This is a genomic window from Methanomassiliicoccus luminyensis B10, from assembly GCF_000308215.1.
GTDB classification, from domain to species: Archaea; Thermoplasmatota; Thermoplasmata; order Methanomassiliicoccales; family Methanomassiliicoccaceae; genus Methanomassiliicoccus; species Methanomassiliicoccus luminyensis.
On the sequence record NZ_CAJE01000005.1, the window covers coordinates 1 to 20096 of the forward strand.

Consider the following 20096-nt stretch of genomic DNA (forward strand, 5'->3'; position numbering starts at 1 on the left):
CATCTCCTCCGCCAGGCCGGAGGAGTCGACCCCGCAGTTGCTCTTCAGCGGACCGTCGATGTCCTCGGTGGAGATGTTCTCGCTCCTCCCTTCCATCAGCTCAGCGGCCCGATCTCTCAGCAGCTCCAGGTCCTGAGTGAAGTGCCGGAGGCCGGGGAATGAGAGCGCCAGGTCGAGGTCCCGGGCCGCCAAGGATGCCGAGAAGTTCTCCATCGTTCTGGCGGGAAGGTTGTGGGCCTCGTCGATCACCAGGACCGCGTCCTTCCCCGGGCGCCCCAGGCGGTCCAGGAGGTCGGCGGACCGGGAGAACATCTGGTTGTAGTCGGCCACGATCACGGTGGCCTTGCCCGCGGCCCTGAGGGCGGCGTGGTACGGGCACACCCCCGCCCTCAGGCAGGAGCGCATGGACTCCTGGGCATGCAGGGGGTACTCCAGCAGCGTCCCGGCCGCTTCGTCCACGGGGGCGGGGGCGAAGTAGCAGGCCTGCCCCTTGGCGCAGGGGGCGCGGCCGTCCTTCCTGGCCAGGCACATGTCGTCCCTGCCGATGAGGTCCACCGCCCCGATCCTCTGCTTGCGCCAGATCGCCCGCAGGGTGTCCACGGCGATGGCATGCTGGCTCTGGCGGGGGGTGAGGAACAGCACCGTCCCGTTGGACGGGAGGACCGTCTCCACCGCCGCGGTGAGGGAGACGGCGGTCTTGCCCAGCCCGGTGGGCGCGTACGCCAGCAGATGCGTTCGTTGGCTCAGGCACATGCGGGCATCCTCGAGGAAACGCTCCTGCCCTTCGCGGATGGTCGAATGGGGGAACAGGCCGCCGGCCCTGCCCCCCGGACTAATATGCACATCAGATGACTCCATGGCCCGCCTATGCGCCGGTGCATTGGCAATCGCTTGCACTAACCGCAGCCTACATCCGGGGGTGCCGGGAGGCCCGGACCCCCCATGCAAAAGGAGATAAACGACGGATTGGCAGGAATGTGGACGATGGAGCTGAACGTTGGCGGGCGCCGGCGCTATGAGGCGATCATCGCCATCATCCTGTTCCTCACCGTTCTGTCCGCCTATCTCACCAGGGTCTCCCTGTCGGTCGCGATGCCGTACGTCGCGGAAACCTTCCAGTGGGACCAGGAACAGCTGGGCGGCCTGGGCGGCGTGCTGCTGGGCATATTCTTGGTGGGGTACGGGCTGTCCAACATCTTCATCAGCCCGCTGGTGGACTGCTACGGTCCGAGAAAGAGCCTGCTGGTGGCGGTGTCGGTTTGGTCGGTGTTCACGCTCCTCACCGGCATCATCGGGGTGTACTTCTCGGTGTTCGTCCTGCTGCGCGTGCTGCTCGGCCTGTCGCAAGGCATCGCGTTCCCGTCCGCCAGCAGCGTCACCCAGGCGTGGTTCCCGCCGGAGAAGAGGTCGCGGATGAACTCCATCTATTACAGCTCCATCGCCTTCGCCAACCTCCTGTCCCCGCTCCTGCTCCTGCCGCTCATCATGGTCACCAGCTGGAACATAATGTTCGTGGTCCTATCCCTTCTGGGGTTCGCCATTCTGGTGCCCATCTTCTTCCTGCTCAAGGACAGCCCGGAGGGCCCCCCGGACTGCGAGAAGAAGACCCTGAGGGACAACCTCCGGCTCACCCGGGACAATCTCAAGGAATCGCTGAGGATCAAGGGCATCTTCACCCTGACGCTGTCGCAGACCCTGGAGGTCCTGGTGTTCTGGGGCATATCGCTGTGGCTGCCTACCTTCCTGGTCCTGGCCAGGGGGTTCACGACCAGCGAGCTGGTTTGGGCCGCCGCGCTGCCGTACGTCGGGTACATCGTCGGCCTGCTGGTCGGCTCGTGGATCAGCGACCGGGTGGGGCGGCGCTCCACGGTCACCGCCGCATTCTCCTTCGCCGGCGCGGTCATGATCGTGATAGTGAACTTCATTCACGGCAGGTGGGAGACGCTGGTCTCCCTGGGCGGCCTGTTCTTCTTCCTCGCCTTGCTGAGCCCGAACATCACCACCCTGCTGCAGGGCTGCTGCGTTAACCGGCTCACTTGCTCGGCTACCGGGATAGTGAACGGCTTCTCCAACGGCGCCGGGGCCCTGGGGCCGATAATCTTCGGTGTCCTTGCCGCATACACCGGTTCGTACGATTCCGCGCTCCCGTTGATGACCGTGATGATGATAGCCAGCGGACTGGTCATACTTCGATTTAGAGTGTACGAGGTGCCGGTGGTGTGCCCCCTGCCCGAAACGCCGGACGAGAAGGAATAAGAAAGATTATCATAATTGAACCCCTTCTTTCAGGATATGGACAAGTTGCCGTTCGGCTGCAAGAACCTCGACGACATGTTGGACGGGGGCGTGGAGGCCGGATGCGTCACTCTTCTTTATGGGGAGGCGGGGACGGGAAAGACCACCCTGTGCCTCCTGCTGGCGAGGGATGTGGCCAGGAGCGGCAAGAAGGTCATCTATCTTGATACCGAGGGAGTGTCCATGAGCCGCCTGCGCCAAGTGGTGGGGGCGGATTACGAGGCGGTGGCCAAGAACATCCTGTTCTCGTCGATCAGCAGCTTTGACGAGCAGGAGCGGATGGTGGACAAGGCCATCAAGCTGGCCCAGAGCAACGTGGACGTGGGCATGATAATCATCGACTCCATCAGCATGCACTATCGACTCACCTCCCGGGAGGAGGACCGGGGCGAGAGGAAATCGCTGGCGGGGCAGTCCACCAAGCTGACCAACATCGCCAGGGAGAAGAACCTGCCCATCCTGGTGACGTCTCAGGTGTACACCGACGTGGAGACCGGGACCTATGAGGCCCTGGGAGGGCATGCCCTGCACCACAACTCCAAGGTCATCATCCGGCTGGACCGCGTGTCCACCGGCGTGCGCAGGGCCGTGCTGATGAAGCACCGCTCCCTGCCCGAGGGCCTGGTGGCGGACTTCAAGTTCACCCTCGAAGGAATCACCTGTTAGTTTGGGCAGGAGGCCCCACGGGATCGGCCGCGGGACGCCCCTTTCGCGCTGACCGGGCGAGCCCGTCAGGTCTTCCTGCTGCCGACGGCGAAGTCGATGAGCCCCTTCAGGAACTCCTTGTCCTCGCTCTCCTCGAGGACATCCAGCTCCTTCCTGGCCTGGGCGGCGTAGTCGAGCGCCAGTTTCTTGGCGTACTCGATGCTGCCGCTGTCATCCAGCGCCCTGATGGCCGCCTTGATCTCTTCAGGGGTCGCGCCGTCGTTGCCGAGCGCCTTCTCCAGGGTCCTGCGGCGGGGATCCGACGCGTCAAGGGAATGCAGGGCATGGAGCACTATGAGGGTCCTCTTGCCGTTCCGGATGTCGCTGCCCACGGGCTTCCCCAGCACCTCCTCGCTGCTGGTGAGGGCGAGAACATCGTCATGGATCTGGAACCCCAGGCCCAGGAGGCGGGCGTACTCCTTCATGGCGGCGACCTGCTTCTCGGTGCCGCCGGCGATGAGGGTGCCGCCCTCGGCGGCACACTCGAACAGCACGGCGGTCTTCTTGTGGATCATGCGCATGTAGTCATCGATGGCGAGGTCCGCGGCGGGCATGTGCTCGAAGTCCATGTCCTCCTGCTGGCCCTCGGCGATCAGCCACACCGTGTTGGCGGTGATCCTGAACAGCCGCTTGACGTGCTGGGGCGGGACGTCGGTCTCGGTCAGCACCTCGAAGGCACGGGCGAATTGGGCATCGCCGGCGATGATGGCGGTGGGCATGTCGAAGAGGACGTGCACCGCTGGCCGTCCGCGCCGCACGGGGTCGTTGTCCATGACATCATCGTGGACCAGGGTGAAGTTGTGGATTATCTCCAGGGAGCAGCCGAACGGCATGGCCTTCTTACCTGCCCCGCTGACCGCGTTGGCGACCGCGATCGCCAGTACCGGCCGCAGCCTCTTTCCCCCGGCGGCGGGATAGTGCTTCACCGCTTCCATGAGCTTCGGTACATCGCCTTCCTGGAGGTAGGACATGACCGCCCCGTCCACTTCCTTCGCGCGCTTTGAGATCTCCTTCAGAACATCCATTGTTGACCCTCCTTGATGCACGAGGCCCACTCCCGAGCGGCCCCGGTCAAAATGAAATCCTTGGACGCCAGCTCGTTGACGTTAGCTGACCCCGTCAGGAACATCGCCGCCCTGAGCTCGTCGAGCATGAGGCGGAGCTTGTCCTCCACCGCCTTGGACGAGACCAGGGCCTCCTTCAGCACCGCCCTGGCGGTGCCGGCGCACTGCGCCCCCACCACGATGCTCTTGGCCGCCTGGAGGCCGTCGACGACGCCTCCGCTGGCTATGATCGGCAGCCCCACGTTCGCCCACATCACCGAAACGGGCGCGGGTATCCCCCATTCCCCGAAGGTCTCGCCGATGGCGGAGCACCTCTGGTCCCCCATGGCCCGGGACCTTACCGCCTCCACCTTAGAGAAGCTGGTGCCTCCGGTGCCGGAGATGTCCAGTCCCCTGATCCCGATGCCCTTGAGGCGCATTGCCACGTCCCTCGATATGCCCGCCCCGGTCTCCTTCACCATGATGGGGACCTCCCTCGCCAGGGACCTTATGGCGTCGTAGCACCCCTTGGCCCTGGTGTCGCCCTCGGGCTGGGCAACCTCTTGAAGGAAGTTGAAATGGACCGCCACGACGTCCGCCCCGATCATGTCCATGGCCTTTCTGGCATCCTCCGCCCCGAAGGCCCTCTTGTTCTTCTGGGCGATGAGCTGGGGCGCCCCGATGTTGCCGACCTTGAGCGGGACGTCATAGTCCTTGATGATAGCGTAGCTCTTCCGGTCCCCCTTTTCCAGGGCGGCCCTCTGGCTCCCTATGCCCAGGCCGATCCTCAGCTCCGCGCATGCTTCCGCCAGGTTGCGGTTGATCTTCTCGGCCTCTGAATAGCCGCCGGTGATGGCGGTGACCATGAGCGGGGCGGAGAGCTTCTTGCCCAGCACTATCGCGGAGGTATCGATCTCGTCCAGGTCCACCTCCGGCAGGGCGTCGTGGACCAGCTTGATGTCGTCCCAATAATTGTGCGATGACGCGACATCCCCTTCCAGGGTGGCCTGGATGTGGTCCGCCTTCCTCTTCTCTATCTTTTTCATTCCGCACCGCCCACGACCTTCGAGCCAATAACCCTTTGGCCCCTCAGGGCCGCCTCCAGGCGGCCGGGCGCTAGCCCGTTGATGGCCACGGCATCGCCCCCGTGGGAGGCGATCCTCATCATGACCTCGATCTTGCCGAAGATGCTGCCGGTGACGTCGGCGTTCCGCTGGGAGCGGGGGAGAGCATCCAAGGCCGCCCGGTCCACGTTCTCGATCAGGCTGGCCCGGGGGTCGGAATGGGGGTCCGCCGTGAACACGCCGTCCACGTCGGTGACGAATATGATCCTTTCCGGCCTGAACCGCTCGGCCAGCGATTCCATGAGCTGGTCCCCCGAGCATATGCCGAACTTCCGCTTCGAATCTAGGGCGACGTCCCCGAAGGTCACAGGCACGATGCCTAGATCATTGTACCTCCCGAACCGGTCCAGGTCGAGCCCGGAGAGCGCGCCGCCGCTGAGTTCGGCGACGGCGCTGGGGGGGAGGGAGACCGAGGCGACCCCGGCCCGGTTGAGGCGGGACACCACCTCCAGGTTCAGGGCGCGCACGTCCTCCATCACCTGGGCCGCCCCCTTGATCTGGGAGGGGTTCGAGTATCCTTTCTGGAGCTGGTGCCTCGCGGCGACGATGTGCCCGTACGAGCCAGCGCCGTGCACTATCATGACGGCCGCGCCGGAGGCCTTGATCTCCTGGGCCAATCGAGAGAGCGCGTCGGCGCGCAGGGTGCGGTAGCTGCCCTTCTCGGTGATCACGCTTCCGCCCAATTTGACCAGCATCATGGACAACGGCGGGAACATGAGGCGGTTGATATAAAAACCTATACGAGTGTGTTGGAGGCGCGGGACGGCGGCCGTCGTAGATGGGGCGGCGAGACGGATGTCTCACACCTCTATCCTGGTCCCGCACTTTCGGCAGAACGCGTCGTCCTCGGCCACTTCCTTGGAGCAGGACGGGCAGACCTTCGGGCCCTGTCTCTTGCCGCAGGCGAAGCAGAACCCGTCCTCGGGCCCCACCGCCGCGCCGCAGTTCTCGCACTTTGTCACCTCGGCTGCGGCCTCCTCTGCCGGTCTTTCTTCCTTCTTCTTGGGCAGGACGAGGACCTCAGCGTTCGCGAAAGCCCTCCCCTTCTGCTTCCCGGCGCTTCCCTCGATGGCTCTCTTCGCCCTCATGGCCGACCTCAGCGCCGCAGTGTAGTCGCCGGCCTCGAAGGCCCCCTTGGCCTCCTGGCAGAGCAGCTCCGCCTCGGTCCTGGCCTCCTCGCCGGCGGCCTGGACCATTCCATCCGCGGTCTCGATGATGAACTTGGACTCCAGGTAGTTCGCCGGCATCTTCTTCGTCATGTTGGCCGGCACCTCGGTGCTCAGCTTCTCTACCGTGGTGGGGGCGGGCGGTTCGGACATGTCCGCGAGGTCGTTCTTGGACTTGCTCCTGAGGAGGGACGATCTGGCCTGGTCAGCGAACTCCTTGCACTCCGCATAGTTGCCGCTCTCATAGGCGCTCTCGGCGCGGTAGATGATCATCTCCGCCTCCATGACCTCGCGACCGTTGTCGCGCAGGGACGAGGCCACCGCCTTGATGGTGGCCACGGCGTTGTACGCATCATCCCTGATGATGCCAACATCCACCTGGTCCTTCCTCCGCTTTTTCATATGGCGGATCTCCAGCCATCCGACCAGCACGATTATCAGCGCCACCGCGACGATCAGGATAAAGTTGTCCACAATGTCCATCTTCCACACCTGGATGAAAGGTAGACCCCGTGGTATCGATAAAACGATTTCTCTTACAGATACACTATCCGGTAGTGAGGCCCCGGCAGCTCATCCGGGAGGGATTGGCCGTGGGTGATGTTGGGGTTGGAATAAAAGGAAAGGAGGGGGAGGTCCCCCTCGTTCGGGATCACTTCTTCCTGCGCAGGAAGAACGCCCCTACGGCCGCAAGGGCCACGATGGCCACTATCCCCATGTATAGTATGGCGTTGTCCGGGGTGTCGGCCTTGCCGGCGGTCTCCTCCGCGGTGGTGAAGGACCAGCTCGTTGCCGCCAGTGAGTTGCCGGCGACATCCTTCCCGCTTACCGTCACGGTGTAGGTGGTGCCGTAGGCCAGCTCCGAGGACGGGATGAACTTGGCGGTGTTGCCACTCCAAGATATCTGCCCGTCGACGCCGCTGACGACCATGCTGAAGGAGCCCTGGTCCATGGCCTCGGAGAAGGTGACGCTGATCGCGCTGCCGATGACGGCGCCGGTCCCCTCGGGGGAACGAACGATCACGGTCGGGGCGGCCACGTCAGGAAGACCTTCCAGCGGGGTGGCGGTGGCGGTACTGGACTTCTGCCCGATGCCAGCGGTGTTGCGGGCCGCGACGCTGAACGAGTACTCCTGGTCATTGCTGAGCCCGGTCACCGTCAGGCTGGTGGAAGCGACGGTCTGGCGCTCCGCGCCGTCAACGTACAAGACATACTCCTCGACAGCAGGGCTGCCTGGGTGGCTGGGAGCGCTCCATATCAGGGTCACCACCCCGTCGCCCGGGATCGCCACGAGGGCGTTGGGGGCTGTGGCGGTCGCTCCCAGCACGGATGTGGTCACTCCCTTCCACACGGGGGTGAAGCCGGCGGCGCCTTCGTAGTAGTATGCGATGAGCCCGGGATTGTGGTTGGCGGCCCAGGTGCCGATCATGTACTCATCGTCCGGCGCGTCGCCCTTGAAGATGACCGTCATCAGGTTGGGGCAGCTGCCGGTGGCGTTGTCGTAGACGGCGAGGATGCTGCTGGGCATCACCAGAGAGGTGAGGCCGGTGGAGCCGAAGAAAGCGTAGCCATTGATGGCAGTGATGCCGTTGGGCACCGTGAACGCTCCTGCCCTCCCTCCCGGGTACATCATGAGCCGGGTGTTGTCCTCGTTGTACAGCACGCCGTTGACGCTGTTGTAGACGGGATTGACGTTATCGACGTTTATGGCGGTCAGGAGCGAGCAGTAGGCGAACGCTCCGCCTCCCACGCTGACCACGCTCTTGGGTATGGTCACGGAGGTAAGATTGGTCCGGTAGAACGCCCAGCTCCCGATCTCCTCGACCCCGTCGCCGATGGTCACGGAGGCCAGAGCGGTGCACTGCGCGAACGCCTGGATGCCGACGGTCCTGACACTGCCCGGTATCGTCACGGAAGTGATGGCGAACTCGCTGAAGAACGAGTTGTTCCCTATTCCGGTGACCGGCAGCCCGTTGATCTTAGCCGGTATCGATATGGCCCCGCCCGGGCCGTTGTACCCCGTGATGTTGACCTCGGCACCGTCGTTCACCACTTCGTATTCGAAGGCCCCGTACTCGAGGGCGGACACCGTGCCGATAGGCACCGTGGCGGCTACGGTCGCGGAAAAAAGGATCGCCATAGCTAACGCTAATGTCAATATGTTCTTCCTCATTCTCGAACCTCCAACTTAATTTATTCGGATGAAAAATTTGAACCCGGCCGTATATTATGGTTGCGATATTCTTGACAGAAAAGTCATCCAATGCCGTAGCAAGGCCGGATCGCTGAGGGAATGGCCGCAAGACTGCTGGGGCGGGAGGGCGACCAGAACGGGCGTACCAGGGATGGCTCGAAGGAAATGCTTACCTTTGCGTACTGTGCGCTGAACAGCGAGAATGTAAAAAGTGGCTGACAGCGTCTCGTGGTTCCCGCGGGCTCGCGCACCGCAGTACAGCACGAAACGCGGGCGGGCTTAACTTCCGGGTTCGAATGGGACCGGGTGTATCCCCGCCGCTGTGGCCGTCACACCAAATCCTCGAAAGAACTTGTTATATATAACCCTTTTCCAACCTCCCCATACAGATAGATGGGAAGGTCACAGGGCCAGGTAGATCGCGGCGGCCAGCAGGGTGCCCGCGACCATGGACAGGATGTTGGTCCCCAGCTTGGTCACCACATGCTTTCTCTCCAGGGTCGCTCCGATGACGCTGTCGGCCATGCAGCCGAACACGCCCATCGCGATGGGTATGATCAACAGGGGATCGAGGATGCGCTGATACACCACCAGCCAGCCGATGCCCGAGGCAAAGACGGAGGCTACTATGCACCAGAAGGTCCCTTGGATGGAGATGCCGCCGTCAGTGCCGGGGGGAACGCGCTCCCATGTGGTTATTAGCCGCACGTCGGGGTCGAGAACGCCGAGCTCGCTGGCAGTGGTGTCAGAGGCGGCCACCGCCACCGCGGAGATGTACGCGATGTTGGCCAGCATGGAGTCCTGCTCGCCGTACGCGAAGGACACGATCGCCACCAGGGCAGGGACGAGGCCGTTGGCCAGGACGTTCTTGTAGGTCCTTTCGCCCCTCCGCCCCTCCTGCAGCCCCTTCTTCTGCTTCACCTGCATTCGGAACTTGGTAACAAAGAAGCCGAGGAAAGTGAACACGATGAGGAGGAAAAGCCACTCTATGGAGCCTAGGACACCTATCAACATCCCCACCGCGAAGGATGCCATCGCGCCGCTGGAGGTCAGAAGACCAAAGCGATACGACAGCACGGAAAGGATGCTGCACAAGGCCAAGATGATGGCCAGGCCCTCCCAGCTGAACATAGGTGGTCGAATGGGTACGGTTCATATAATAATAGTGCAGCAATTTATCGTCCCCTCCCGACCCACTGCGGGGCCATCCACTTGTTCAAGGCAGCATTATTAACTGCCGCGGTGGAGCAGCAGAACGTCCCTCATCGAGATCCCGCCCCCTATCTGTCTGGTCGAGTATTCATTGTTTTTATATAATTTATCATATGGAATGATATTTGTAGAAATGATTCTAAGCCGCCCGTCGAACTGGACGGAGGTGGGGGTACTCATTGAAATCATAAAAGATAATCTGAGACCAACCGCTTTATATGCATCTACACGTGGCTTTTCCAGGATGGGAAAAATGTACTTTGACATCGCGCAACTGACCTGCGATATAGACCGCAGGCGAATCCTTTCGGCAACCGACGTTCGGCCAAGGTCGGTAAAGGATATCGCCAAGGCCTGCCACCTATCCCTCTCCCGTTGCTACCGCCTCATCAAGGAGATGGAGGAGAGCGCGATCATCAGGCGTGCGGGCGTGGACAAGCGGGAGGCGATGTACATATCCAACCTGCGCTCGGTGGAGATGTCCCTGGAGGACGACAGGCTGTCCCTGAGCGTGGTGTTCAGGGACGGGACCGAGGATCGCAAGGACTTCACCCCCCAGGACCTTGAGAGGGGGACCATCCGAAACATCCCTCAGGAGCTGCTGAGCGGGGAGCCTTCCCGCGAGCCTTCCACCGCTGCGTAGATGGCCTCAGCGATCTCCTTAGCCTGTTCTTTCGATCCCACCTGCGAGATCAGCATCCTTCCGTTGCGGTAGAAGGTGACCTCGCCGCCGTCCTTCCTGGCGACGACCATGACCTCCTTCGTCTCCACCGAGTAGCCGCTCGCGGACAGCAGCCCGGCCGCCTTCTCCAGATCGAAGCGCACTATCTCCGAGGGCGCTATGGACATGGCCTCCTGCTTGCACAGGCGTACTACTTTGAACTTCACCATGGCCGGTCCAGCTCCTTCGCCGCCAGGGCCCGGAACTCCTCCAGGGCGCCTTCGTTCACGAGCATGACATCGGCCAGGGCTATGAGCGAGCCGAGCCCCCACCCGAGCTCCCGGGTGTCCCTTGCCTCAAACTCCTCCAGGCTCCCGGGGGCGTCATAGCGCCCCCTTTTCTGGAGGCGCTCGAACCGCAGGCGCGGGGAGGTGTGAACCGCGATCAGGCGGACCTGGTCGCCGAGCTCCCTCCTGAACACGCCCATCTCCGCCGTGCTCCGGGAGCCGTCTATCACTGCGCAACCGTCGCCCAGCAGGGGAACGCAACGGCTGGCCCATATCCCGGGACCGTGGACCTCCCTCTCCGAGCTGGCGAACCCGCCCACTCCGCGATCGTCCATCTCGATGCCGCGCTTCCCGGCCTCGGAGCGCACCACGTCGCCCATGCGGACCACCGAGCACCCTCTGTCCAGGGCCACCTGGACGAACTCCTCCTTGCCCGCTCCGGGCATCCCGGTCAGCACGTACACCTTGGATGGCATTGTCGTTCCGCCCCGCCAGCCGTTAATCCCTCTCCCCTTATGTAGCTTATCATAATGGGGGCCAGGTCAGGGCGGTCCCATCCTCTGGCGGCCGATAATGATATATCGCATCTGCTCAGCATAGTATCTCGGGACTAACCGTGAAGGGCGTGTATGGGAGGCATGATTTTGCAGGACGCTAAGTCGGTGGAGAGCGCATTGGAGGAGATAATCTACGGGGAGTTCCCCCAGGGGAAGACCGTCCAGAGCGTTTCCATTGTTTCCAAGAGCGGCCTGCTGGTGGCGGGGAAGGCCGCCTCTCCGTCGAGGACGGAGACGTTCTCTGCGATGTCCGCGATCATGTACTCTGCCGCCGAGGCCACCAAGAACGATGTGTTCAAGGACGGCATCGACTACCTGATGGCAGCGTTCCACAACACCAAGCTGTTCATAACCGAGCTGTCTCCCAGTCTGCTCCTGGTGGCCTCGGCGGACCGGGACACCGAGGACTCCGCGATCTTGGAGAGCATGGAAAAGGTGGTCTCCAGGACCAAGGCGGACATGTCCTGGCTGCGCTGACTTCACGCCAGCCGGTCGGCGAAGTTCTCCTGGATGCGGTCGCAATAGAGGCAGCGGATGATCACTGGCCTCTTCGACTCCACCACGAACTCCGTCTCTACCGGCTCGCCCTTGTTGGTGATGCAGTTGGGATTGTCGCAATGGACGATGCCCTTCACCACCTCGGGCATTTTGACCGTGTATTTCTCGGCTACGTTGAAGTCGCGGATGATGTTGATCGTCGCCTTGGGCGCGATGAGGGAGATCTTGTCCACCTCCTTGGGGTCGAGCTCGCGGTCCTCTACCTTGACCACGTCCTTCCAACCCTCCTTCTTCGACGGAACGTGCATGAGCACCGACACGGTCGACTGAACGTTCTCGTTCACCCTGATGATCCGTAGCACCTTGAGGGCCATGCCGGGGTCGATGTGGTCGATGACCGTACCGTTCCTGATCGGGGTCACTCTGAAGTCCTTCATTGCAGCTCTCCTCCCAGCACCATGTTGAGGAGCGCCATTCTCACCGGCACCCCGTTGAACGCCTGAACGAAGTATTTCGCGTTCTCGGTATGGTCGACCTCGGGAGCGATCTCGTCCACCCTGGGCAGGGGGTGCATGATCACCAGGTCCTTCTTGGCCTCCCTCAGCAGGGCATTGTCGATGCGGTAGCTGCCCGCCACCTTGGCGTACTCCGAGGGGTCGGGGAACCTTTCCCGCTGTATCCTGGTGACGTACAGCACGTCGGCGTCGGCGATGACGTCGTCGAGCTTGGAGCACAGGCGGGCCTTGATGCCCTGCTTCTCCAGCTCCTTGGCCGTCTCCTTGGGCATCTGCAGGATGGGCGGGGCCACGAACGTCAGGTCGGCCCCGAACATCGCCAGCGCTTCGGCCAGGGAGTGGGCGGTGCGGCCGTATTTTAGGTCCCCGACCAGCACTACCTTCTTTCCTGCGATGCTCCCGCTCTGCTGCTTGATGGTGAAGAGGTCCAGCAGGGTCTGGGTGGGGTGCTGCCCCGCGCCGTCCCCGGCGTTGATGACCGGCTTCTCCGAGAAGTGGGCCGCCAGCCTCGCCGCTCCCTCGTGAGGGTGGCGTAGCACGATGGCGTCGGCATAGCCCTCCACCATGCGTATGGTGTCCGCCAGCGTCTCTCCCTTGACGGTGGAGCAGCTCTGGGGCTGGGCGATCTCTATGAACCTCCCCCCCATACGCACCATGGCACTCTCGAAGGAGAGCCTGGTCCTGGTGGATGGCTCGAAGAACAGGTTGGCCAGGATGCGCCCGTCCAGTGCCTTGGTGGTCTTCTCGCCCTTGGCGTACGGGACCATCTTCTGTGCGAGGTCCAGCACCTGTTCGATCTGCTCCCTTGAAAGATCGCGGATAGAAACTATGTCCATGCCCTTGAAGCTCATGGCGGTCAATTGAGAATGACCAACGGTGCTATTAATCTATGCCAATAAAGGCCTCCCAGCCCCAGGATGTGTGGTGTCAGTCGATCAGGGGGTCTCGCTCCGCTCTCAATCGCAGGTGGTCGGGCTCACAGCTGGTCCTCGAACCGGGCCAGGGCGTCGTGCATGCGCCTGTTCCAATCATCCACGCACTGCTCGAGCTTTGATCTAAGTATGCCCATGTCGATGGCCTCGTACACGTGGTAGTAGCCGCCCTTCTCCAGGCTCCTGGTGTCCCGGTGCACCATCCCGCAGCTCATCAGCTTCTGAAGGGCCCGGTACACTGTGGAGCGGTCCCTTCCCATGCCATCGGCGAGTTCGTCCGCCCGCACCGGACCGTGCTTGCTGGCGGCGCGGAAGACCTCCACCTCGAAATCGTTCAGGCTGAATGCGCACTGCACGATATCCTTGCAATCAGAAATGGACGCGAACGATTTCTGTGCCCTCATAGGCCCCCCACTCGACCTAGGAAATCATTATCAATCGCGAGTTATATATAGTTAGTGAACAACCGTGCAAAACCGCTAGGATGTGTTCTTATGACCGAGGTCGTTGACTGCAGGGGATTGGCATGCCCCATGCCCGTCGTACAGCTAGCTAAGAGACTGAAAGTAATGAAGGCCGGGGAGGAAGTAGAATTGCTGGCTGACGCGCCCGGCTCCAAGACCGACGTGCTGGCGTGGTGCCGAAGGACCGGCAATACCCTTGTGGAGTTCCAGGACAACGGCGGGTTCTTCAGCTACCTGGTAAGGAAATCGGAGTGATGCTGTGGTATCGAAGCTGTTCATACTCCTGAAGTCGCCCACCGAGTACCCAGACCTGGACAACCTTACTGCCTTGGGCGGTGAGGACAAGATCGGCGTGCTGCTGTTCGAGGACGCCGTCCTGTTCGCGGTGTTCGAGGGCAAGAGGGCTGAGCTGCAGAACGCGGCCGACATCATCTATGTGATGCGCGACGACCTTGAGGCAAGGGGTTTCGCGGGGATAGCCGGGGAAGGGTTCGAGGAGATAGATTATCCGAGGGCGGTCGATCTGATAATGGATGAGTACGACCGCACTATCACGCTGTAGGTGGGTACATGGGAACGCTGACGATCATATTGCGGTCGGGGACGATGATGAACATGGACCCCAATGTGGCGATAAAGCTCGCCCATGCGGCCATGTGGAAGGGGCACAGGGTGAAGCTGGTCTGCTACGGAGAAGGGGCCACCGTGGTCAAGGATGGGCAGGACCCTAAGCGGTTCCCCAATATCGGGGAAATCCTTGAGGTGATGGTGGAGGACGGCCTGGAGGTGGCGGCTTGCGAGGCCTGCTGCTCCGCCCGCGGAATCCACAGGGGCGAGGTCATCAACGGGGCCAGAATAGGCAGCTTGATTAATGACCTCTCTCGTTTCGCTTCCGAGAGCGATAAAATGGTGACGATCGCGAGGTGACCATGGCCGAAAGCATCATGGTGCTGATAACCAGGGGACCCTACGGGACCGAGGACGCTTTCGCCGGACTGACGCTCGCGCTGGCCAGCAAGGTCAGCCACTACGTGCCCCGGGTCGGCGTACTGCTCGTCGGCGACGGCACCCTGAACGGCCTGTGGGCCCAGAGCTCTGAGGCGATAGACATGCCCACCAACTTGGAGTACCTGCTAGACCTCCTAGACCTGGACGTCGAGGTATGCTGCGTGAAGGAGGACCTCCGCTCCCGTGTCGGGGGAATGAAGATCCTGGACGGGATCAAGTTCGTCGACTGGGCGGAGGCGCGCAGGATGATGGAGCAATACCAGCTCGTGACCACATTTTGACGCGGCCTACCATTGTTTTTTAAGGGGCCTTTCTAATCAGCGTTCATGCTCGAGGTCACCGACCGCTCTGGCCTGGCCCGCGCCGGCAGATGGCTTGCCGGCCAGTCCAAGGCCGCCTTCCCCAATGTGCTATTCCATCACTCACCAGTGTTCCCCGCCCCTCAGTACGCGGAGATGACCATCTCCCGCCATGAGGGACTGAGGATCGACCTGCCCAGCCAGGAGGGCGCGGCCTGGATGCCGGAAGAGATGCTGGTCCCTCTCGATCAGCTCCGCGACCGCGGCTCGGTCCAGGAAGGGAGCAACGCGGTCATTGTCCGCGGCTCCCCTTGCGGTCTTAATGGCCGGGACGAGGACCTGTTCGTGCTCGGGAACGCCTTCGAGCTGCGCAGGGACGCCCGGGCCTTCGTGGAAGCGGTGACGGCGCTGCGCGAGGTGGTGGGCTACCACCGTCTGATCTACGCACCTGGCATCATGGATCCCAGCAACCTCGCCCTCTTGGTGTACTGCGGAATCGACCTGTTCGACTCATCCCTCCTTCTTTATCAGGCCTCTCGCGGGCGCGCTCTTATGGTGGAGGGCTCGGTCCAGGCAGAAGAGGCGCCATGGCTGGTCCCTGAGGGCGGCGACATCGCGCGTTACAATCTCGACGCCGCGTGGAAGGAGCTGCAGCTGGTCCGCCATATGGTCAAGGTCGGCCGGCTCCGCGAGCTGGTGGAGACCAGGGTCAACGCCACTCCCTGGGCCGTGGCGGCCCTGCGCATCATGGACCTGGAGCACTATGGTCCCCAGGAAAGATATGCTCCGGTGGTGGGGCCGTCGTTCTACTGCAACTCCAAGGCCTCGCTGCTACGTCCTGACGTGTGGAGGTTCCGCCGCAGGGTCGTGGAGAGGTGGGAGCCGGCCCCCCACAAGAAGGTGCTTTTGTTGATCCCCTGCTCGGCCAAGAAGCCATACTATACCTCGAAGAGCCACCGCATGTTCGAGGAGGTCCTGCTCTCGGTGCCGAACTCCTGCGCGGTGCAGGAGCTGATCATCACCTCGCCCCTGGGGGCGGTGCCCCGGGAGGTGGAGACCCTATATCCAGCCGCGCAGTACGACATCCCGGTCACTGGCAACTGGGACCGCGAGGAGGTGGCCATGGTGCAGAACATGGTGCGCAAGGCCGCGTCCTTCGGGTTCACCAAGGTCATCTGCCATCTCGGGGCGGAGAGCGGGTTCGTGCAGGATGCCATAGAAGGCGACTGCGTGGACACCACCGAGGGCGAGAGCGTCACCGCGCCGGCGGCCCTGGAGCGCATGAGGAACGCGCTGGTGGCGGCGTGCGAGGCAGTGGAGAAGGTCCCCCGGGCGGTGGACCGGGTGGAGATGATGCGCTCCGTGGCCAGGTTCCAGTTCGGGAAGGAGGGCGAAGCGCTGCTGGACGGCACCGGTATAGTCGGCAAGTATCCCTTCTTGAAGATCATGAAGGGGAACGCCCAGCTCGGGATGCTGACCCCGGACCGCGGAATGATCTCCCTGACCATGGACGGCGGAAAGATCCTCATGGAGCGGCAGCTCAATCAGGTGTGCATGGGCGATTTCGACCTGACCGGGAACCTGTTCGCCGTAGGCGTGACCTCCGCGGACGAGCGCATCCGGCCGGGCGACGAGGCCGTGATCGTGCGCAACGGCGAGATCGAGGGGGTCGGCGTGGCGGTTATGTCTGGCGCGGAGATGGCCGAGGCCAAGAGGGGAGAGGCCGTGAGGATGCGGCACAAGCGGAAGAGGTAAACTTCACTTTCGCTCCCTATCTTTTATTGCCAGGTAGAAATATGATGTTCCGGTTTTCGGACACCTCTCCCCCCTCGGGATATAAATGGGGCCGCGCATCACAGCATCAGTGATGTGACGATGCAGACCTGCGAGGATGATTGCGGTTGGGAAGAAGTCTACCGCGCCTGCGGAGTGCGTTGTGACATCGAAGATGTGTCATCCCCGGGTGAGCAGGGGGTTTGCCCGACCCCCCTCACCAATTCTTTCTTCGCCCCTAAGGCCCGGTCGGAGCGCTGGACGGAGAAGAGCAGCCTCCCTCTGGAAGCTTTTGCATGAGCTTCCGGCTAACCATCGTTAAGAGGGCCAGGCATAAGGATAATCACTGTGTGGATGCATGTCGCCCTCATGTCGTACATAGGGCCCATGGAAGGGGACCGCGCTCCGGACTTCTCTCTCCCGGAGGCATCGGAGCGAATTTTCAGCCTGTCTGAGCAGGTGAGGAAAGGACCGGTAGTGCTGATATTCTACCCCACCGATTTCGGCATCACCTGCACGGTCCAGTTCAAGAAGCTGAACGAGATGTTCGGCTCCTTCACCGAAGCAGGGGCCTCGCTGATAGGGATAAGCGTGAACAGCACTCACAGCCACCGGGCCTGGAAGGAGAGGCTGGACCTCAACTTCCCCTTGCTGAGCGACCTCGATGCCGCTATCGCCAAGGCATATGATGTGATGTGCCCCGAGGACAGCATCCTCAAGGGCCACGCCACCCGCGCGATCTTCATCGTGGATAAGGACCAAGTGGTGCGGTATAGGTGGATCCCGCCCGACCAGCACATGCAGCCCGACTACGACCTGGTGCTGGAGATGGTCCGGCGGGCCTAACCCCCATCGGGGAACGGCTCACTTGCCGGCCAGCAGCCTTTCTACCCGCTCCACCTGTCGGCCGTTGCCGAGCTTCCTGAAAAGGGCCGCTGATTCTTCCAGCCTCTCGCCCCCCTCTGCGGCCCTGCCCGCCTCGATCAAGGTCTCCCCGTACCAACAGCATGCGACGGCCTGGTAGAACTCTCCCCAGGGGCTGTTCAGGAACGTCTCGCGGGACCACCGGAACGACCTTTCGCCGCCTTCCTGGTCCGAGATAATCGCTTTCACCTCGGCATCGACGAGGAGGATCATGCCCAGGCAGGGACCGGCCCCTTCTCCCGGCGCTTCCCCGGCCTTGCGCATGGCCTCTTCCTGGAACGCCCGCGCCTCCTTCAGCTCTCCGCGCTTCAGCCACAGGTGGGCCAGGAACGAGGTCAGCCGGGCATGGGACCACGGCGAGATAAGGCCCTCGGCGACATCGCGCCCCATCTCCACCTGGGCGGCGGCCATGCACGGCTCCGCGTTCTGCTCATATATCATGGCCAGGAAGAAATGCCCTCGGGCCTGGTCTGCCAGGTCGTCCTCCGCTTCCGATAGCGCCAGATATCTGGACATATTCCCATGGGCTTCCTCCAGCCGGCCCGCGATAAGGTTTTCCAGGCCCTGCTGGAAAAGTGATTTACGTTGGTCCTTTCCGGCCCCCTGTTCTTCCGCCATATGCATCGACCCATTCGGGACGGACGCTCTCGGCTCCAATTCGGGCCGGGCACCATCTCCTTACCCAGAACCCTGCCGCAGTAAAAATAGGCATTGCTCGGATGCAGTCCTGTCCAGCCTCGGCGGCGCTCCCATCGCTAGACCGCGCTCAATTTTTCTTATGCATTAAATATCAGACATTTATTAGCGCCCCTTAGTGGTCCAGACGGCCGATCGATGGGGCGATCAGAATATCCGTTGCAGGAATGCCGAATGACTATTTATCTGGTGAAAAGCAACGGTCGAAAGGTAGGGATGGTGAGCACGAATCCAGACGGGTTCGTGATCATCGACGCCGATGACCTGCGGGCGTACTTCGGCGAGCTTAAGGACTTGTGGGACTCGCCGGTGACGGTGACGCCGTACAAGAGCATTCTCCGGATCAGGCTGGACCTGCCGTTCAAGGATCGGTCCGATCTCGATGATCATATCCGCGCCCTGCTGAAAAAGAACGGGTACGACATGGAATCCGCGGAATAGATGCCCTTCTGCATCGTTCCCGAGGATGTCCAGACCGTGGACGCTCTCGATGTCCGGCCCCACGTTAACGCACTGTTAAAGCTATACATCGAAGCTATATTTTTTTATAGAGCGCCGGTGAATCTGAAAGGTGGGGGTGGGTTGGTCTCTGATTCCCCATATCAATTCGTTAGTTCCAATCCTGCCCCCTTTACCTCCATCCGTCGCCAGCCTATACTTTTTTTGATGCCCGTCTTCCCCCAGAGATTCCACACGATAAGGGGTGAGGCGGTGAGATCCTTCTCTGGGTGGAGTTGCCCGAGGGCCGAGCGACGAATATGGGGCTGCATTTCTCGGACGATGCTGTGACGGGTCGGGCCACCTGGCCCCGAGCTCCGTTCGGCAGATCTTCCAAAAGATATGTCCCTGTCGTCAAGGAGAGATTCTGGCAAGCTCCTTATTCTGTAATGTAAAAGTAAGGGCCGAGATCCCCCTCGTGAGTGTGGACGTAGGTCCATTTCTTTATAGCATCAAAGATGTAGACATCGTAGTCCCTATCAAAATCCTCTGATCTTAGCAAAGATGGATTTTTTATCAGATAGGCCCCGTCCTCGTTCTGGTAAAATGCGTACACCTCTTTTTTCAGGCATTGGTCAAATGCTTCCCTTGCCTCTCTCCCCTCCAAGCAAGGAGCTAGTCCATTGCTGAAAATATGCCACCGGTATTGCTCGTAATATATCCTCCTCTTTGTTTCGGGATCTACTTGTTTGGCAAATGTTCTGCTCCATTTGGATTTCATCGAGCTGCCATTTTCCACGGGAAGGAACGAAATACCCCGGTCTGTCATTGCCCGTCGCTTCTTTGCCCGTCGCTTTTGGGCGCACTGCGCATATTCAATACGTCCTTGTTTGTCCATATTGCGTAGTATAAATATTTATAACTATAATTTTATCTCTTACTGTATCTCCTGTTCGCTGTCTGATCGCTCTCTTCGTTGTTCTCTAATGTCTCCGACCCGCCCTCTCCCCCTTCTAAAAATCCTCGTAAGAAGGCGCTAAACGAGGTCGCTATATGATATCGCGCACATTGTGCAGTATTTTGAGGGTTATATTATCTTAAAATTCGATAACAAATACGGGGGAGGTAAGCAGACGCTTACCATCCCGCTATCGATCCCGATGTGGAACAGCTCAGAACATTCTGCTAACAGAGTTGCCTGCCGCGATCGGATTATATGGATTTGGTGCAGGTGCCGGGATTCGAACCCGGGCGTTTAGCTTGGAAGGCTAAAATCCTAACCAACTAGATTACACCTGCGCGCCG

At 61.4% G+C, this 20096-nt stretch carries 25 protein-coding genes, 1 tRNA gene and 1 rRNA gene; 11 read left to right on the forward strand and 16 right to left on the reverse strand.

The genetic code is table 11. The annotated features are described in order from the left end of the window. A partial coding sequence (locus WYS_RS13940; RefSeq protein WP_162137673.1) for a DEAD/DEAH box helicase family protein occupies positions 1-843 on the reverse strand: 843 nt, incomplete at its 3' end. A gap of 99 nt (positions 844-942) precedes the next feature. Between WYS_RS13940 and WYS_RS01530 the strand changes: the two genes are divergently transcribed. Together WYS_RS01530 and radB are read left to right on the forward strand one after the other, a co-directional pair. Continuing rightward, entirely contained in the window at positions 943-2256 is a 1314-nt protein-coding gene (locus tag WYS_RS01530; protein WP_019176394.1) for an MFS transporter, read from the forward strand. 36 nt (positions 2257-2292) lie between these two features. After that, a complete protein-coding gene (gene radB, locus WYS_RS01535) occupies positions 2293-2961 on the forward strand; it encodes a DNA repair and recombination protein RadB (protein ID WP_019176395.1) in 669 nt (222 codons plus the stop codon). A 65-nt stretch (positions 2962-3026) separates the two neighbouring features. Here the strand turns inward: radB and WYS_RS01540 are convergent, their stop codons facing one another. The 7 genes from WYS_RS01540 to WYS_RS01575 form a co-directional block, all read right to left on the reverse strand. Then, positions 3027-4025 (reverse strand): polyprenyl synthetase family protein, encoded by a 999-nt coding sequence (locus tag WYS_RS01540; protein WP_019176396.1) that lies wholly within the window; start codon positions 4023-4025, stop codon positions 3027-3029. Then, complete coding sequence (fni, locus tag WYS_RS01545; protein WP_019176397.1) at positions 4013-5089, reverse strand: type 2 isopentenyl-diphosphate Delta-isomerase; 1077 nt, start codon at positions 5087-5089, stop codon at positions 4013-4015. Before fni ends, WYS_RS01540 begins: the two co-directional genes overlap by 13 nt. Next, positions 5086-5862 carry an isopentenyl phosphate kinase gene (locus WYS_RS01550; RefSeq protein WP_238540771.1) on the reverse strand — a complete coding sequence of 259 codons (777 nt, stop codon included), beginning with the start codon at positions 5860-5862 and terminating at the stop codon, positions 5086-5088. Before WYS_RS01550 ends, fni begins: the two co-directional genes overlap by 4 nt. A gap of 105 nt (positions 5863-5967) precedes the next feature. After that, complete coding sequence (locus WYS_RS01555; RefSeq protein ID WP_147654508.1) at positions 5968-6816, reverse strand: zinc ribbon domain-containing protein; 849 nt, start codon at positions 6814-6816, stop codon at positions 5968-5970. A 169-nt stretch (positions 6817-6985) separates the two neighbouring features. Beyond that, positions 6986-8506 carry a leucine-rich repeat protein gene (locus WYS_RS01565; RefSeq protein ID WP_081579767.1) on the reverse strand — a complete coding sequence of 507 codons (1521 nt, stop codon included), beginning with the start codon at positions 8504-8506 and terminating at the stop codon, positions 6986-6988. 234 nt (positions 8507-8740) lie between these two features. After that, positions 8741-8861 (reverse strand): 5S ribosomal RNA (gene rrf, locus WYS_RS01570). 68 nt (positions 8862-8929) lie between these two features. Then, complete coding sequence (locus WYS_RS01575) at positions 8930-9658, reverse strand: DUF92 domain-containing protein (protein WP_019176402.1); 729 nt, start codon at positions 9656-9658, stop codon at positions 8930-8932. A gap of 334 nt (positions 9659-9992) precedes the next feature. On the opposite strand from WYS_RS01575, the gene WYS_RS13945 reads away from it, so the two are divergent. Then, positions 9993-10382 (forward strand): hypothetical protein, encoded by a 390-nt coding sequence (locus tag WYS_RS13945; protein WP_019176404.1) that lies wholly within the window; start codon positions 9993-9995, stop codon positions 10380-10382. Here the strand turns inward: WYS_RS13945 and WYS_RS01590 are convergent. Both WYS_RS01590 and WYS_RS01595 read right to left on the reverse strand, forming a co-directional pair. Continuing rightward, entirely contained in the window at positions 10331-10630 is a 300-nt protein-coding gene (locus tag WYS_RS01590) for a hypothetical protein (RefSeq protein ID WP_019176405.1), read from the reverse strand. The genes WYS_RS13945 and WYS_RS01590 overlap by 52 nt on opposite strands. Next, positions 10624-11163 carry an AAA family ATPase gene (locus tag WYS_RS01595; RefSeq protein ID WP_019176406.1) on the reverse strand — a complete coding sequence of 180 codons (540 nt, stop codon included), beginning with the start codon at positions 11161-11163 and terminating at the stop codon, positions 10624-10626. Before WYS_RS01595 ends, WYS_RS01590 begins: the two co-directional genes overlap by 7 nt. Before the next feature lie 168 nt (positions 11164-11331). On the opposite strand from WYS_RS01595, the gene WYS_RS01600 reads away from it, so the two are divergent. Further along, the gene (locus tag WYS_RS01600) at positions 11332-11721 is read left to right on the forward strand and encodes a roadblock/LC7 domain-containing protein (protein ID WP_162137674.1); all 390 of its coding nucleotides are present in this window, start codon (positions 11332-11334) and stop codon (positions 11719-11721) included. 2 nt (positions 11722-11723) lie between these two features. Here the strand turns inward: WYS_RS01600 and pyrI are convergent, their stop codons facing one another. The 3 genes from pyrI to WYS_RS01615 all read right to left on the reverse strand — a co-directional run bounded on the left by pyrI (position 11724) and on the right by WYS_RS01615 (position 13593). After that, positions 11724-12179, reverse strand: a complete 456-nt coding sequence (gene pyrI, locus WYS_RS01605; RefSeq protein WP_019176408.1) for an aspartate carbamoyltransferase regulatory subunit — start codon at positions 12177-12179, stop codon at positions 11724-11726. Beyond that, complete coding sequence (gene pyrB, locus WYS_RS01610) at positions 12176-13108, reverse strand: aspartate carbamoyltransferase (RefSeq protein WP_026068695.1); 933 nt, start codon at positions 13106-13108, stop codon at positions 12176-12178. Before pyrB ends, pyrI begins: the two co-directional genes overlap by 4 nt. A 125-nt stretch (positions 13109-13233) precedes the next feature. Further along, the gene (locus WYS_RS01615) at positions 13234-13593 is read right to left on the reverse strand and encodes a helix-turn-helix domain-containing protein (protein WP_019176410.1); all 360 of its coding nucleotides are present in this window, start codon (positions 13591-13593) and stop codon (positions 13234-13236) included. A gap of 90 nt (positions 13594-13683) precedes the next feature. Between WYS_RS01615 and WYS_RS01620 the strand changes: the two genes are divergently transcribed. The 6 genes from WYS_RS01620 (at position 13684) to WYS_RS01650 (ending at position 17579) form a co-directional block, all read left to right on the forward strand. Next, positions 13684-13908 carry a sulfurtransferase TusA family protein gene (locus tag WYS_RS01620; RefSeq protein ID WP_026068696.1) on the forward strand — a complete coding sequence of 75 codons (225 nt, stop codon included), beginning with the start codon at positions 13684-13686 and terminating at the stop codon, positions 13906-13908. 4 nt (positions 13909-13912) lie between these two features. Continuing rightward, positions 13913-14215, forward strand: a complete 303-nt coding sequence (tusB, locus tag WYS_RS01625) for a sulfurtransferase complex subunit TusB (RefSeq protein WP_019176412.1) — start codon at positions 13913-13915, stop codon at positions 14213-14215. Positions 14216-14223: 8 nt separating this feature from the next. Then, positions 14224-14580 carry a DsrE family protein gene (locus WYS_RS01630; protein WP_026068697.1) on the forward strand — a complete coding sequence of 119 codons (357 nt, stop codon included), beginning with the start codon at positions 14224-14226 and terminating at the stop codon, positions 14578-14580. A 2-nt stretch (positions 14581-14582) separates the two neighbouring features. Continuing rightward, positions 14583-14942, forward strand: coding sequence for a DsrE family protein (locus WYS_RS13950; protein WP_049796215.1), 360 nt, complete (start codon positions 14583-14585; stop codon positions 14940-14942). Between the two features lie 45 nt (positions 14943-14987). Then, on the forward strand, positions 14988-16715 hold the full coding sequence (locus WYS_RS13955) for a DUF5591 domain-containing protein (RefSeq protein WP_019176415.1): 1728 nt from the start codon (positions 14988-14990) through the stop codon (positions 16713-16715). Between the two features lie 387 nt (positions 16716-17102). Next, positions 17103-17579: a redoxin domain-containing protein gene (locus tag WYS_RS01650; protein ID WP_026068699.1), complete on the forward strand. Its 477-nt coding sequence runs from the start codon at positions 17103-17105 to the stop codon at positions 17577-17579. An 18-nt stretch (positions 17580-17597) separates the two neighbouring features. On the opposite strand, the gene WYS_RS01655 is transcribed toward WYS_RS01650, so the two are convergent. Next, a complete protein-coding gene (locus WYS_RS01655; protein ID WP_019176417.1) occupies positions 17598-18173 on the reverse strand; it encodes a hypothetical protein in 576 nt (191 codons plus the stop codon). A 399-nt stretch (positions 18174-18572) separates the two neighbouring features. On the opposite strand from WYS_RS01655, the gene WYS_RS01660 reads away from it, so the two are divergent. Continuing rightward, the gene (locus WYS_RS01660; RefSeq protein WP_147654510.1) at positions 18573-18794 is read left to right on the forward strand and encodes a hypothetical protein; all 222 of its coding nucleotides are present in this window, start codon (positions 18573-18575) and stop codon (positions 18792-18794) included. Between the two features lie 436 nt (positions 18795-19230). Here WYS_RS01660 and WYS_RS01670 read toward each other — a convergent pair whose 3' ends face one another. Together WYS_RS01670 and WYS_RS01675 are read right to left on the reverse strand one after the other, a co-directional pair. Further along, on the reverse strand, positions 19231-19689 hold the full coding sequence (locus WYS_RS01670) for a DUF4275 family protein (protein ID WP_019176420.1): 459 nt from the start codon (positions 19687-19689) through the stop codon (positions 19231-19233). 325 nt (positions 19690-20014) lie between these two features. Continuing rightward, positions 20015-20090: transfer RNA gene (locus WYS_RS01675), tRNA-Gly, on the reverse strand. Between the last annotated feature and the right edge of the window lie 6 nt (positions 20091-20096).

What these genes read in the sequence shown, in the direction of transcription:
- WYS_RS13950 (WP_049796215.1), top strand. Translation starts at nt 14,583, where the DNA reads ATGGCCGAAAGCATCATGGTGCTGATAACCAGGGGACCCTACGGGACC.
- pyrI (WP_019176408.1), bottom strand. Translation starts at nt 12,179, where the DNA reads ATGAAGGACTTCAGAGTGACCCCGATCAGGAACGGTACGGTCATCGAC.
- WYS_RS01550 (WP_238540771.1), bottom strand. Translation starts at nt 5,862, where the DNA reads ATGCTGGTCAAATTGGGCGGAAGCGTGATCACCGAGAAGGGCAGCTAC.
- WYS_RS01575 (WP_019176402.1), bottom strand. Translation starts at nt 9,658, where the DNA reads ATGTTCAGCTGGGAGGGCCTGGCCATCATCTTGGCCTTGTGCAGCATC.
- WYS_RS01615 (WP_019176410.1), bottom strand. Translation starts at nt 13,593, where the DNA reads ATGAGGGCACAGAAATCGTTCGCGTCCATTTCTGATTGCAAGGATATC.
- WYS_RS01595 (WP_019176406.1), bottom strand. Translation starts at nt 11,163, where the DNA reads ATGCCATCCAAGGTGTACGTGCTGACCGGGATGCCCGGAGCGGGCAAG.
- WYS_RS13955 (WP_019176415.1), top strand. Translation starts at nt 14,988, where the DNA reads ATGCTCGAGGTCACCGACCGCTCTGGCCTGGCCCGCGCCGGCAGATGG.
- WYS_RS01555 (WP_147654508.1), bottom strand. Translation starts at nt 6,816, where the DNA reads ATGGACATTGTGGACAACTTTATCCTGATCGTCGCGGTGGCGCTGATA.
- WYS_RS01620 (WP_026068696.1), top strand. Translation starts at nt 13,684, where the DNA reads ATGACCGAGGTCGTTGACTGCAGGGGATTGGCATGCCCCATGCCCGTC.
- fni (WP_019176397.1), bottom strand. Translation starts at nt 5,089, where the DNA reads ATGAAAAAGATAGAGAAGAGGAAGGCGGACCACATCCAGGCCACCCTG.
- pyrB (WP_026068695.1), bottom strand. Translation starts at nt 13,108, where the DNA reads ATGAGCTTCAAGGGCATGGACATAGTTTCTATCCGCGATCTTTCAAGG.
- WYS_RS01540 (WP_019176396.1), bottom strand. Translation starts at nt 4,025, where the DNA reads ATGGATGTTCTGAAGGAGATCTCAAAGCGCGCGAAGGAAGTGGACGGG.
- WYS_RS01565 (WP_081579767.1), bottom strand. Translation starts at nt 8,506, where the DNA reads ATGAGGAAGAACATATTGACATTAGCGTTAGCTATGGCGATCCTTTTT.
- WYS_RS01530 (WP_019176394.1), top strand. Translation starts at nt 943, where the DNA reads ATGCAAAAGGAGATAAACGACGGATTGGCAGGAATGTGGACGATGGAG.
- WYS_RS01590 (WP_019176405.1), bottom strand. Translation starts at nt 10,630, where the DNA reads ATGGTGAAGTTCAAAGTAGTACGCCTGTGCAAGCAGGAGGCCATGTCC.
- WYS_RS01670 (WP_019176420.1), bottom strand. Translation starts at nt 19,689, where the DNA reads ATGGACAAACAAGGACGTATTGAATATGCGCAGTGCGCCCAAAAGCGA.
- WYS_RS13945 (WP_019176404.1), top strand. Translation starts at nt 9,993, where the DNA reads ATGTACTTTGACATCGCGCAACTGACCTGCGATATAGACCGCAGGCGA.
- WYS_RS01650 (WP_026068699.1), top strand. Translation starts at nt 17,103, where the DNA reads ATGTCGTACATAGGGCCCATGGAAGGGGACCGCGCTCCGGACTTCTCT.
- WYS_RS01630 (WP_026068697.1), top strand. Translation starts at nt 14,224, where the DNA reads ATGGGAACGCTGACGATCATATTGCGGTCGGGGACGATGATGAACATG.
- radB (WP_019176395.1), top strand. Translation starts at nt 2,293, where the DNA reads ATGGACAAGTTGCCGTTCGGCTGCAAGAACCTCGACGACATGTTGGAC.
- WYS_RS01655 (WP_019176417.1), bottom strand. Translation starts at nt 18,173, where the DNA reads ATGTCCAGATATCTGGCGCTATCGGAAGCGGAGGACGACCTGGCAGAC.